This window comes from Pseudomonas fragi, from assembly GCF_025426255.1.
GTDB lineage: Bacteria > Pseudomonadota > Gammaproteobacteria > Pseudomonadales > Pseudomonadaceae > Aquipseudomonas > Aquipseudomonas kulmbachensis.
In genome coordinates this window covers 1,682,973-1,694,996 of the sequence record NZ_CP104861.1, presented here as the reverse complement: position 1 = coordinate 1,694,996, position 12,024 = coordinate 1,682,973, and the positions used below count along the sequence as shown (strand labels likewise).

The 12,024-nt window shown below is 55.3% G+C and carries 17 protein-coding genes and 2 pseudogenes; 3 read left to right on the top strand and 16 right to left on the bottom strand.

From position 1 onward, the window contains the following. Window positions 1-78: 78 nt before the first annotated feature. The 16 genes and pseudogenes from N7D90_RS07960 to N7D90_RS07890 form a co-directional block, all read right to left on the bottom strand. Window positions 79-975, bottom strand: a complete 897-nt coding sequence (locus N7D90_RS07960) for a hypothetical protein (RefSeq protein WP_261741646.1) — start codon at window positions 973-975, stop codon at window positions 79-81. Window positions 976-1,048: 73 nt separating this feature from the next. Beyond that, the gene (locus N7D90_RS07955; RefSeq protein WP_261741645.1) at window positions 1,049-1,573 is read right to left on the bottom strand and encodes a lysis protein; all 525 of its coding nucleotides are present in this window, start codon (window positions 1,571-1,573) and stop codon (window positions 1,049-1,051) included. After that, window positions 1,570-2,115, bottom strand: coding sequence for a glycoside hydrolase family 19 protein (locus N7D90_RS07950; protein ID WP_261741644.1), 546 nt, complete (start codon window positions 2,113-2,115; stop codon window positions 1,570-1,572). Before N7D90_RS07950 ends, N7D90_RS07955 begins: the two co-directional genes overlap by 4 nt. A 326-nt stretch (window positions 2,116-2,441) precedes the next feature. Then, window positions 2,442-3,477, bottom strand: a pseudogene (locus N7D90_RS07945) (phage late control D family protein). A 2-nt stretch (window positions 3,478-3,479) separates the two neighbouring features. Beyond that, window positions 3,480-3,683: a hypothetical protein gene (locus N7D90_RS07940; protein ID WP_261741643.1), complete on the bottom strand. Its 204-nt coding sequence runs from the start codon at window positions 3,681-3,683 to the stop codon at window positions 3,480-3,482. Between the two features lie 110 nt (window positions 3,684-3,793). After that, window positions 3,794-3,979, bottom strand: coding sequence for a hypothetical protein (locus N7D90_RS24670; protein ID WP_410012352.1), 186 nt, complete (start codon window positions 3,977-3,979; stop codon window positions 3,794-3,796). A 112-nt stretch (window positions 3,980-4,091) separates the two neighbouring features. Then, a pseudogene (locus N7D90_RS24665) lies at window positions 4,092-4,850 on the bottom strand (phage portal protein); the annotation flags it as partial. Continuing rightward, on the bottom strand, window positions 4,796-5,026 hold the full coding sequence (locus tag N7D90_RS07930; protein WP_261742399.1) for a hypothetical protein: 231 nt from the start codon (window positions 5,024-5,026) through the stop codon (window positions 4,796-4,798). The pseudogene N7D90_RS24665 and the gene N7D90_RS07930, both read right to left, overlap by 55 nt. Before the next feature lie 279 nt (window positions 5,027-5,305). Next, window positions 5,306-5,869 carry a hypothetical protein gene (locus N7D90_RS07925; protein ID WP_261741642.1) on the bottom strand — a complete coding sequence of 188 codons (564 nt, stop codon included), beginning with the start codon at window positions 5,867-5,869 and terminating at the stop codon, window positions 5,306-5,308. A 57-nt stretch (window positions 5,870-5,926) separates the two neighbouring features. Continuing rightward, on the bottom strand, window positions 5,927-7,252 hold the full coding sequence (locus tag N7D90_RS07920; protein WP_261741641.1) for a site-specific integrase: 1,326 nt from the start codon (window positions 7,250-7,252) through the stop codon (window positions 5,927-5,929). After that, window positions 7,249-7,467 (bottom strand): DUF3310 domain-containing protein, encoded by a 219-nt coding sequence (locus tag N7D90_RS07915; RefSeq protein ID WP_261741640.1) that lies wholly within the window; start codon window positions 7,465-7,467, stop codon window positions 7,249-7,251. Before N7D90_RS07915 ends, N7D90_RS07920 begins: the two co-directional genes overlap by 4 nt. Further along, window positions 7,467-7,967 (bottom strand): hypothetical protein, encoded by a 501-nt coding sequence (locus N7D90_RS07910; protein ID WP_261741639.1) that lies wholly within the window; start codon window positions 7,965-7,967, stop codon window positions 7,467-7,469. The genes N7D90_RS07915 and N7D90_RS07910 overlap by 1 nt, the downstream gene beginning before the upstream one ends. After that, window positions 7,960-8,655, bottom strand: a complete 696-nt coding sequence (locus N7D90_RS07905; protein WP_261741638.1) for a replication protein P — start codon at window positions 8,653-8,655, stop codon at window positions 7,960-7,962. Before N7D90_RS07905 ends, N7D90_RS07910 begins: the two co-directional genes overlap by 8 nt. After that, window positions 8,652-9,425, bottom strand: a complete 774-nt coding sequence (locus tag N7D90_RS07900) for a DnaT-like ssDNA-binding domain-containing protein (RefSeq protein WP_261741637.1) — start codon at window positions 9,423-9,425, stop codon at window positions 8,652-8,654. Before N7D90_RS07900 ends, N7D90_RS07905 begins: the two co-directional genes overlap by 4 nt. A 154-nt stretch (window positions 9,426-9,579) precedes the next feature. After that, a complete protein-coding gene (locus tag N7D90_RS07895) occupies window positions 9,580-10,002 on the bottom strand; it encodes a phage regulatory CII family protein (protein WP_261741636.1) in 423 nt (140 codons plus the stop codon). 78 nt (window positions 10,003-10,080) lie between these two features. Beyond that, window positions 10,081-10,323 carry a transcriptional regulator gene (locus N7D90_RS07890; protein WP_261741635.1) on the bottom strand — a complete coding sequence of 81 codons (243 nt, stop codon included), beginning with the start codon at window positions 10,321-10,323 and terminating at the stop codon, window positions 10,081-10,083. Window positions 10,324-10,421: 98 nt separating this feature from the next. Between N7D90_RS07890 and N7D90_RS07885 the strand changes: the two genes are divergently transcribed. The 3 genes from N7D90_RS07885 to N7D90_RS07875 all read left to right on the top strand — a co-directional run bounded on the left by N7D90_RS07885 (window position 10,422) and on the right by N7D90_RS07875 (window position 11,986). After that, the gene (locus tag N7D90_RS07885) at window positions 10,422-11,138 is read left to right on the top strand and encodes a LexA family transcriptional regulator (RefSeq protein ID WP_261741634.1); all 717 of its coding nucleotides are present in this window, start codon (window positions 10,422-10,424) and stop codon (window positions 11,136-11,138) included. A gap of 364 nt (window positions 11,139-11,502) precedes the next feature. Next, complete coding sequence (locus N7D90_RS07880) at window positions 11,503-11,730, top strand: hypothetical protein (RefSeq protein ID WP_261741633.1); 228 nt, start codon at window positions 11,503-11,505, stop codon at window positions 11,728-11,730. Between the two features lie 28 nt (window positions 11,731-11,758). Next, a complete protein-coding gene (locus N7D90_RS07875) occupies window positions 11,759-11,986 on the top strand; it encodes a hypothetical protein (protein WP_261741632.1) in 228 nt (75 codons plus the stop codon). The last annotated feature ends 38 nt before the right edge of the window (window positions 11,987-12,024 follow it).

Sequence of the window (12,024 nt, the reverse complement as noted above, 5' to 3'; positions counted from 1 at the left end):
AGGGTTTAATGATTTCAATCCGATAATTTAAACCCATATAAACAAACAAAATCCTGATCTTGGCTGTAACGTTAAGAACTATGGATTGGACGGGAACTCGCAATCATTGACCCCTAATAATGCCTCTTTGAGATGTTGTTCTACCCATACAATATCTCTCAACATAGATGTTGGTATCCACTCCAAATTAAAGGATTTAGATTTCGGATCAGACCCGTTCTCTCCCACCGCTAAAAAACAATATTTATCATCTGGCTGCGGATCAGACAAGAAGCCACAAATCCAATCCTTGCTTGATACAACTCTAACCGACTCAAACTTCTCATAAAAAGAAAGATAAATACCTATTACTGAATCCCTATGCTCTTTCAAGAGCGGGAAAACATACAGAGGCTCCGAATCTAGCTCAAGTTCTTTCTTTAAAGCGCTCCCCCACTCCGAGTAACTGTCAAGTAGACCCTGCCTTGAAAAACGGGGAGCAATCTCTAATTCATCACCGGGAATGATATTTACAGTAATGCTAACAGGTGGCATACCGCAATGCTGCGTATAATTTCGTAACTTGTATAGGAATCGATACGAAAACAGGTTGTCAAACTGATGAGCTGTCAATTCCTTAAAGTAAAGGAACTGCTCTGAACTTTTACCATATCGGCGAGAGATAGAAGTTCCAGCATGATCAAGAAACGTCCTAACCGAACCAAGAAAGCCAAGCATCAGGCTATTTGTTTTAAAAGTAAGAGCATGCAAGTGATTTTGATTTAATAAATTAGGTTCACCCGCCATAGCGTGACCAACATCCACTAAGCCAAGTTGGAACCGCTCATATTCCTCAAGAACAAACTTTAGCAGCTCGTGATTCTTACTAAACTGCGCGACAACATTACGATGAGATCTGTATAGCTCATACTGATCTTCGGCTACTAACCTAAAACCCGATAAATTCTCCCCCTCTACTTTTGCTAGCTCCCTCAACCTACACACTCCTAATCTAGTCCAATTTAACTCATGTCCTCTTTTTATCAAAACATTGCATTTACATGCAAATCTATAAATCAGTAATTTTCTTGACAAATACCTGACAAGCGGCAAGAGCAATTAGTCCTTGATCACCGTCACCAGTGATTCCGATAATTCGTTGAGCATGCGCTGGGTCAAGTCGGGCTCTATGGGCGCCATAAACCACGCCCCCGGCGCCGGTGGCGGTTTGCACTCCGTCACAACCAGTTGTGGCTGTGGTGTCGAGTTGGACTGACAACCGCAGATCAGCAGTAGCAAGGCGATCACGCAGGCGTGCCTGTTTCGTTTTCTCATCGGTCAGGGCTCGGTAATGGGATTGGTCGCTGGCTGCCAGCCACTGCTCCAGGGCGAAGCGCTTGCCCTGCTCTGCCAGGATTTGCGCGGAGTTGGCATTGGCCAGATTGGTGCGCTCGGTTTGGTAGGCAGCTTCCTTGGCGGCCAGCTGCTGGCTGTAGGCGTTGGCCTGCCACGCCCATGCGGCCCACGCGCTGCCCGCCATAAGGGCTAGGCCCACCAGCAGCACCCCGCCCCACTTCACCGCATCGATCTTCACGCCAATACCTTAAGCGCACGGGCATACAGCTCCTGCCGATCAGTCGCGCCGTTCTGGCCACCATTGATACGTTGGGTGATCTTGTCGAACTGGCCCGCATCAGCCAAGGTATTAAGGCCCTTGGTCGCCCAGAACCATGCCGCTGACATACAAGCATGCTGCGGTGCTTCTAGCAGTTCGGGCTGTTTGACCAGGTCAAGGTCCAGCGCTTCTCCGCATGCAATGTAATTGGACCGGCCGGTGATCTGGATCAGGCCACGACCACGATACCTTTGGCCGTCACCATCAGCTTCTGGCGTATTACCCAAGCGCTTGGCGAGTGAGCCGGTGTCGTACTTGCTCAGGTACTGTTCGCTTCCCTGTTCGCGCACATAACGGAACTGACCTGACTCATGTCCGACCTGAGCGATAAAAGCTGCCTGGCGCAATATACCTACGATCTGGTAACGCACCATTGCGGTGTTCAGCACAGCAATAAAAACGCCGGCTGATTGGCCGGCTTTAGGGAGAATTCGCAGCAGTTGCTGCTTTGAAATAGGCATAAGGCCTCCAATTTTTACGAAAAATTTAATGTTTAGGGCTATATCGCTCGCTAGTGGCTACTTGATATTGTTCCAGCTCATATAATTACTTCGCGGAAGCAACGTCATGAGTACAGTCTCTAAACGTGGATGGCTGTGGGCGTATAGCAAGATACGCGCCCTACACTGCTCTCGATCAACTGCCATCTACAGAGCGACTCTGTATGCAATTCGAGGCGATACGGGTACTTTTCCCAGTACGTTAACTCAGCGAAAAATCCATATTCGCCGCTGACGAGTGGGCTTATCACCACCTTGAAAGAGTCCAAGATGTGTAGGTCGTCGGGTTAGAGCTGAACGATTTTCAGAGTCTTCCCAGGCTTTTTGCCTTTGACCTTGGCCTTGCCCTTCTTGCCAGCGTTGCACTCGATCGTCGTCGACCAGCCCGACTGGGTGAATACCTGCTCCCGGGAGTCCACCAGATACTCACCATCGAGCCCGTCCTTGAAACCCTGTGCGTTGATCATCCGTTCTGCGAACAGATCCGAGCGCCCGGGCATCTCCAGCCGTACACCGGCCGTGGAGCGGTTGAACGCGGCCAAACGCGCTTTTGCGGCCTGCTCGGCGGCGGTCTTGTTCGGGTGGATATGCCGATCGGTATGCACCGGCGGCAGGCCGTCCGGGGCGTCGTCGTTGTTCAAATTCACCACCGCCAGTTTGCCGGTAGCCTTGTCCTGGTACTTGGTGCTCACAGCCTTGTGGGTCGAGCGATCGCCCAACCGAAAGCTGTAGCGGCTGACGTCCGTTTTGTTGATGGTCACGACGCCCAGCGTCTTGCCGCTGGCCGTGACACCGCCCTGACGCGGCATAACGATCAATTTGCCGTCAGCGACCTTGGCCGTGCAGTCATGCAGCCGGGCCAAGCGGGTAATAAAGTTAAAGTCTGATTCACCCAACTGGTCAGCCCGGGGTACGATCGTGGCCACCGTACAGGCCGGCTCCCAGCCGTTACGCCGGGCCACGGTGCTGACGATGGTGGCCAAGTGTCACCCTCCCAACTGCCGCTTCGGGTGGTCTTGCCGCTGCCGCGCATGTCGCTGGCCTTGCCGCGTATCACCAGCGTGTCCGGCGGGCCGGAGACTTCGACCTCATCGACCACATAGCGGCCCTCCCGGGACAAGGTCGACCCGGCATAGCCCAGATAGATTTCGATGCTGGCACCCGAGACGGCAACGTCACGGCGCTGTCGCGGTCGTCAATGCGCAACTCAAACTCGTCCGACTCCATCCCGGGTTTGTCCGAGGTGCGCAGCAACAACAGCCGGTCGTTGATCATGCGGGTGATGTCGCTGCCATCGGCGACGATGCGAAACATGGGTGTCATATCTAGCTCCAAAAAAGCCCCGCACACAGGCGGGGCTCAGGTTTTAAAGGCGCGTTACCCCAGGTGCCGATCTCGCCGTAGACATAGACTTCGATCGTGCGCGTCTCGGCCTCCCCGCTGGCCTTCAGGCTGTACCAGTGTTTGCTTTGCGGCGCCGGTGGGTCACCGGCCTTGTTGAAAATGCGTAGCGGTTGCTGCTTGATCATGGTGTCTCCTTGTCAGCAGCCGGTTCAGGCTGGTCGACGAGCGTTTTGTAGTTGAGGCCAGGTGGGCGCGAGCCTGATCGGCAGCATTTTCAGCGTCCACGGTTTCAGCGTCATAAGCCCGAACGCAGGACCATTTCGCTGCGGGAGTTAAAGCCCGCATTGACTTCCATCATCCGCGCCTGAATGTCCTGCACCGGCTGGATATAGGCCCAGCCTGCGGTACCCAGCGGGTGCGCAGGTATTCGCGGCGCGTTGCGCGTATCGTCCAGTTTGAGGCGACCGGCCAACACCGCCATGTCCATCCAGGCGCCCGCACCGGGCGGCACAACTGGTGCACGTACACCCGAATTGCAGTTGCTCCAGGCGACGGCGGAATTCGTTGAGCACAACCCGCAGCGCCCGGTCGTTGACCTCGCGCATATCACCGGTGAGGATTTCGTAAGGGTGTGCCGGTACCGGCGCAGCGGCCATCAATTGCTGCCGCATAAAGTCCGGGTAGTTGTTGCCGGCGTCCGGGGCTTGGAGAAATTCAACCTCTTCCCGGCCCCAGCTCCTGCATGGTTCCAGGCTCCAGCGCGACCATCGGGTGAAGCCGTCGCGGTCTTCACTCAACAACTGGCCGGTGACCGGATCACGGGTTGCTGTGAGGCTTCGGGGGGGTCTGCTGATAAACCCGGCAAACAGGTTGGCTACTCCTGACGGAACAGAACCGCATCGTCGTAGTTGTCCAGGCTGCGCAAGCGCTTGAGCACGGCGCCAATCGCGGCACACCCGCGTAACTGCCAGGCTCACTGGCTCGAAGATGTGAAGTACCTGCGCTGCGGGATGCGAACCAGTTGGTTGTAACCGGCATTCAGTGACGAGGCATCGCGGTGAACACGGTACATCCAGTAGCACGCGCTGGTGAGCCGGGTTGAACTCGATGCCGGCACGGATGTTGTTGCCATTTTTAGCCGGCTCAAACTTATCGTGCGGCACAAATTCGGGGCCAGTACCTGAGCTGAAGCGGTACCGCAAGATTTCGTCCAGGCTGCGTGGGCGCAGACGCACAAAGCATTCACCGGCGGTTTCGACCGTGCGGGCTATCAATGCTTGCTGCCCGTAGAAGTCGGTCAGGCCATCGGCATCCGACTCATCCACCCAGTCCTCCCACAACTCCTGCTGCACTTTGCGCAGGGCGTCGTCCTCAATCTTGGGTCGTGGGGTAGGGCCATTGCGAGCAGCAGCGTCGCCATACCCAGCAGGCCTGACGCGAGAAAACGTAGAGCAACACGCTGCAGAATCTGCCGAAGGCCAAGGTCAGAGCCTGAAGCTCTCAGCATTTCCCCGGACAAGCCCGCCATGCTCAGCAGTATCAGCAACCAAAGGGGCACATCGGTTAGTGCTTGATGCTCAGTGTTCATCTGTGGTCCTCAATAAATCCGGCCTCCATGACTCTGTCATCCGCTTGGAGCAAAGAGATAGGCATGGGGCCGAAAACGAAAAAGCCCCGGCAAATGCCGAGGCTCAGTGAACTGTAGAAAGCAAAAAGCCCCGCTCAGTGGCAGGGCTTTGGCGTGTCGATTCTCATAACGCGTAAAATCGACATGATGGGGCTAATTTACGGCCACTCTGACACTGCGTCAAGCAGCATCGATAAAGATTTCTTCGCGATCAAATAGCTCTGTTGCGTGTATCACGGCCGCCTCCTCCAAAGTTTCAAGGCGCTTATGGATACCTGATTTCCACCGGTGACGTGTGCGTTCGGGGGAGGCTTCTGGATCCCACGTATTCATATCGTAGAACTCCGCAGGCAAGACGATCATGTCCGTGGAGCGCTTACCCGTTTGGACACCCCTCAGCTTCGGAATAGCCCAGGCTGTGAGCGCTTTGTAGATAAATAGCTGCGGCGCCGGAGACGTCATGCGAGCGACTAAGCGGCCTATGGCTGCCACTTTATTGGCTTTATGAGTCGAGAACTTCGCGACGAGAACATCCCACTGAACCGGCGCCAACTCACGGTGCAGTAACGCGTACAGGCAGCAGTCATAGTCGAATTTATCTCGCACTGATATGCCAGCACCCTGCCCGCCCGAGCTCAACTCAGCATCAATCAGCTTTTGCCAGCTCTGCTTGGTTGAGTTGTCGATGTTGTCTGCCGCAAGCACACGAACCAATGTGCCCATCACGTCTTTGTAAATCGCCATGCCATCCCCTTAATCCACGGTATGTTTCGACTCGCCGGTAATACCTTTTTCGCGTTTTTAATCCTCGCCTATGGTTGATTTCTGAGTAGCGCTGCAAGCCACGCCGTTAGCGGCCTCCAGCGTATTACCGGATTCTCCAAATCTAACGCCTGTCTGCCCGTGAATCTGCTTAAAGCCTCGGCTGTCTAACAGGTGGTGCCACTTTTCCAGCGCATCACGCTTGCGACTCATCACGTCCGACTGGATGTATACCTTCACGTTGTGGCCCATCGCGTGATTGATCAGCAGCTCACCGATCAGATGGTCAATACCCAGATCTGCCCAGCCGGTACGGGCCACCTTGCGCAGGTCATGGCTGGTCCACTCGCCCTTACCCAGACGAGTAAACACAGCAAAGCCCTGGCCCTCGCTCAAAGCCTTGCCATTGCGGGCAGGGAACAGATACAGACCGTCATAGCCTCGGGCGGTCTGAGTGTCGCGATAGCGGATCAGCAGCGCCCGTACTTGGTCGGTCAGTGGCAGACGGTGCTCCACGCCGGTCTTGGCGTGTTCAGCAGGAATAAACCACTCACCCTCGGCCAGGCTGATATGTGACCAGCGTGCTTGTCGGGTCTCCCCGATGCGCGTCCCGTGGCACAGCATCATCAGAGCCAGCATGGCGTCAGACGGACTGCCCTCCATAGCCTGTATCAGCTCGCGCAGCAGATCCTGCAACTGAACACCACGCAGGCGCGACGGCTTGACCCTAACCTTGGCCTTGGAGAAGTCACTGAACTTGATGCCCGCCATTGGATTGGACGATATCTTGTCCAGCTTCAACGCCTGCCGAAATGCCAAAGCCAGCAACTGGAACGCCAGACGCACGTAGTCGATTGAGAGAGACCCTTGCAGAGGCCACATGAACAGACTATCGAGGTTCGCTTTGTTGACCTCTACCAGCGGCAACCCACCCAGGCGTGGCAGCAGGTGACGCCTCATGACGGATGCGCCAGTGTCCTTACGCTTGGCCGACAGACTTCGGTCGAGGCCCATGCGGGCGGCATACCAACTGAGCAGCTCGCCCGTGGTGACCCATTGCGAAATGCTTGATCCTGCATCAGCAGCCACCCGCAGGCGCACTGCCGGTAGCTCGGCCAATACTTGCTTGGCACTCAAGGCCGGGAAGGCACCGATGCGGTGCCAGCGGCGTTTGTTGACCAAGTACCAGGAGCCGCGGGTGCGGTTCTTGGAGAAGCGAAAGTGCAACGCTGGATGACCGGCATCCCGTAGGTCGCGCACATGCTCGAGCTTGGCATTGCGGCCAATCTCGGCGTCGGACAGCTTCACGGTCAGGGTTTTGATTTGGGTGTTCGATGCCCGTTTTTCGGTGGCTGAGTGACTCATTCGGTGGCCACCTTGCGCTCAAGCTCGATTAGGATTTCCAGAAAGTGTTTGGCCTTCTCCAGATCGGCCAGCCCGCCCTTGTCACGCCACCGCGTCACGTACTTGATAACGTTGCCCTCGGCAAACGGAATGCCGTTGGCGTGAATGAATTCAATGGGCTGAATTTTCAGTGATTTGTAGTGGTCGCCCGACACCTGCTTTCCCAAGGCGCTCACTATGCGAACTCCTTCAGGGCTTCCTGTAGTCGTTTGGCCTTTGTGATGGTCAATGCATTGCTTTCCCGCTCAGCCTCAACCGACAACGCCACCTCTTCAATGCGTCCGGCCAATACCTTCATGCGCTTACTGAACTCATCAGAAAGACTCACCACTTCGCCAGACAGTGCGGCCAAAACATCCAAGGCACCTTCGGGCTTCTTGATCGATACAACAGTTTGTTTGGCTGGCTGGATCATGGCTTTCTCAGTCTTGGGTTTTAGGGTCGCTGCGTCACGCTGAAACTTACCGCCGACAGGTTCGCGAATAAGGCCCGCGTCCTTGAGCTCGCCCAGGGCTCGGCGTATTGCATGGTCCGCAGCAGTCGTCGCACTGGCAGCCATCGCGGCCCCGCGAATCTCATGCGTGCTCCAGCTATCTTGAATAGGCACGAAGCCGAAGACCTTCTGGGCGATTGAAGACTGACCAGCGAGACGCTGTTGTTGGCGTAATTCATTCATGAGCAAATCCTCCTGCTCTCATAGCTCGCAGCGCTTCCAAAGCCTTGTTTCCGACTTCGGGGGCGCTGCGTTCGATGGTGCGTGGTGGCAAAGCTCGCGGCATTTTCTGCAGCGGCAGGCCCGCCAGAATGCGGCGCACTGTGATCGTGTAGTTGCGCTCAAACATCTTGATACTCAAGTCATGGCTCAGCCGGTTAAGGTTTTCGAAGCCGCATTCTTTGGCCGTGTGCCACACCGCGTCATGGGACCAAATGGCCTGGCCAGCCATCGATGGATGCGCGTTACGGCAAGCCTCACGGTGGGCGGCAGCAAGCCTAGGCAGGCCAAGCATTTCCGCCGTAGGCGTGCACCAACCTATGAACACGCCCACGTTTGGCACGAAGTCCTTCGCTGCCTGACGGGCACGCATCACACCGAAACGCAGTTGCTCGGCGCTGCAAATCCCTGCTTCGAGAAAACCCTGCAGCCACTGCTGCTTGGCCGCTTTGTAGGTCGCTATGTCCGGCCACGCCTGCTTCCACGCCGGGAAGATCGAGCGCAGTTCACGGAACAGACCGTTGATGACCTTAGCCGTGGCCTGGGACAGCTCGAGGGCGGGCTGGATGTTTTCACTTTCACCGGCCGCGATAAACTCGCCACTCTGAACCTTGGCCCAAAGGCCTGTGGCAATTACTGAAACTTGATTCATTGGGTCGCCTCCTGATACAGCCAGTCGGTATCTTCGTCGTCAAAGGATTCGTCAGTGCGGGGCTTACCTGGGAAGCGGCTGACGTTGGTTCCGGCAGCCTTGACCTGATCACGCTGCACCCACTTGACCAGCATGCTCACCCACTCAGCCTGCGTGTTGACCACGCCCTTTGGCTCGTAGTGGCAGGTGAACAAGGCAATCACGGCTGGAGTGAACAGTGCGCCAGGCAGGCCAACGTGAACGGCATAGGTTTTTAGGGTTTCTGGATCGGGCAACCAGTCCAGGGTCATGGCGACCATTTCGCGTGAGTCGAACGGCTCGTGCGCGTTGGGTGGGTTTTCTCCCTTACCTTCCCCTTCCCTTCCGGGGGTGAGGGCTCGTCTAGGCACTTGCGATTCCTCGGCGAGGGCTCGTCGAGCGTTCTCCGAGTCAGCGTCGATAGTCAGTCGATATGTAGGGTGTTTAATCGTCGGTCGGTCGATCTTCTGATGCTTCCAGCCGTTGACGTGTAGGTACTCTTTGCCCGACACCTCGTAGAGGTCGATCAGCCCATTCGTTGACAGCTCGGCGAGCAGTTCACCGACCTTCGCCGAGGTGATGTCATCGCCTGGGAAAACCAGTGCCTTTAGGGTTTTGGCCGACATGGGATGGTTGCCCGCGTCATCGCAGAAATTCCACACACCGATAAACAACAGGCGCGCCAAAGGGCTGCATTCCATAACTTGTTCACTGGTCCAGAACTCGGGTTTGATCGTGCGGATGCGGGCCATTACACGGCCTCCTGTGCGGTGGTCGTGACAAGTAATGGTGCAAGGGGAGGTATCACGTCAGCGGTGTTGCGTGATGAGCAAGTGGTGCACATAATGGCCCCCGAAATATGTTGTGAAGAAGCCGGTCTAGTCACCGGCTTTTTTTATCTGCGAATCAGGCGACCTTCACTGACGCCTCCATCACATTGAGGCTTGTCCGCACATGATTAATTTCCTGTCGGATAAAGGACTTCTCAAAACTGTTTACGTGGTTATCCTCCAGCGCTGCATGCACAGCGATAGTCAACTCTGCGACTTCTTTACCGACGCTGATCAATGACGAAGTAAGCGCTTGGGCTTTTGGTGGGCTATTGGGCTTCAAATCAAAACCGAACCCATTTGCCAGCGCCGCAAGCGGTCGCATGTCGCCGGTGTGAAGCAAAATCCCGAACAGATGCTCGATAGTCAGGTGATGAGCATCGTTGTCAGGGTTGGCGCGCTGAAGCAGGCTTACGTGTGGCACCCCCATCTTGGCTGCCAGTGCTTTCGCCTCGTTATCCAGAACAGCGCTCTGACAGGCCCGCAGAAAACCTTCCATCCGTAAAACCTCAAATCTGTTTCCGTGGCGCCCTGCAGTTGGGCGGGCGAGAATTTTCCCAGCGGGCCAACAAACTTGTTATGCGGCCCGGCTAGAGCTTCTTGACGTGCTTCGCAGGTAAGCCCAGTCGATGTCTGGGCGCAGCTGTTCGCAAACAACAGAACCTTTCGACTCTCGTTCAATGCAGATAGAAAGCCCGGCGCTCGGACGGCGGTAGCCATAAGCAACCTGCTTTAGCTGCCCCGCACTCGTTCCGCAGCGAGCGGCAAAGCTATCTAGATCGTCTTTCTCAAGCGGCTTGATGTATTCGTGCAGGTTCATATGTGCCTCCTAGAAGGCGCAAGATTAGCAACTGCTAATACAACAAACAATAGCAAACAGTAATTTACTGAATGCTAACGGAAAGCGATTATTGGCCAATGGATATCAATGAACTCAGAATCAAAGCTCTGCGCCGCGTCATGGGCCGGGCAAGCCAGAAAGATTTTGCGAATGAGTACGGCCTAGACGCCTCGTACCTTTCGCAACTTTTGAATGGGCATAGGAAACTAGGCGAAAAGGCCGCCGCCACGCTTGAAGGTAAAATCGGATTGGTCTCCGGAGCCCTTGTTTCTCCGTCTGCACATCTGGCGGACGAACAAACTATCGAAGCAGAGAAAAATGACGGCAGCGTGGTTGCTGTCGACTTCTCAAGGGCTAGACAGGGCGACATACACATCCCTCAGTATGACGTTCGAGCGTCTATGGGCCCTGGACAGGTAGTTCCGAAGGAATACGTTGAAACGGTGAGGAATATCACTGTTCGGAGTGAATACTTGCGCGAGCAAGGCATTATTTATACTCGCCCCGAAAACCTTGCTGTCATTACAGGATTCGGCGAAAGCATGGGGGCTACGTTTTCAAGCGGAGACCCGTTGATTGTCGACAAAGGCGTCACTGAGGTTGTGGTTGATGGGGTATATGCCTTCACGCTCGATGGAATGCTCTACATCAAGCGATTGCAGCGACTACCTAAAATGATTCGTATGATTTCAGATAACGAAGCCTTTCCGCCCTACGACATCAAGGGTGCGGAGCTAGAGTCCCTGGTCGTGCATGCGAGAGTCCTACTTGCTTGGAATGCCCGCAGGCTTTAAAGGGCCAAGCACCACGTCCTAAGTCGAGTCATCTGGCGCGGCGGGGATCTATAGACTTGACGGTGATAATCGAAATTAACTGAGCAGATATCAGAATGAACGAGACAATCAAGTAGATAACTGAAGCGCTCGATCAGCAAATGGAACTGAATTTTTTATGGCGGGGAAGCTGATAGAGCTCTCGCCTGCAGAGAACCGAAAGCAGCTTAAAAAAGACCTGCATGCAAAACTCAGCTTGCTCAGGGGGCGTACTCAAAAGGCGACAATTGCTCTGGAAGACTTAGTTGGTAAAGGCCCGCCTCAACGAAGCTCGCCAATATCCAGACTTTGCGCGTGGCTCAAGCGAAATACTTAGGAGGCCGTAATGCCCCTCACCCAGCCCAACCAAGAGCTGCGCCACGAACTCAAGGTCCTAGGGCTTGATATCGAGCAGGCAGCAGACGAAGTGCTCAGAATCACCAAGGATTGCCAGGATATCGAGGTGGCAGCCGTCCTGACGCTGATTGCGAAGATGTATGAGCGTGCAGATCGGATTGCAGCACTGGCGGATGAGGTCCGGGATGGCGCGGTGACGCGAGTCAAGATTGAGTAGGCTCAACACGGATTCGAGAAGAGGCCGCATGGCACTTACCAAGCCCAACCAGCAACTGCGCCGCGACCTGAAGGCTACAGCGTTCGCCTTGGAGACTGCCGCCTTGGAGATGTTCCACAAAGCCCAGGCCGGGGGCGAGGCTGAATTCCTGGAGGCGATGAAACTTGTCGGCGAACTGCATGAGCTCGCCGACAAGCTGGCGGGGTATGCGGAAGAGGTGAAGGCGGGGAGGATTGTGCGGGGAAAGGCTGAGTAGGTGAGACACGAATTGAAACTTTGAACGGGAAATGCATT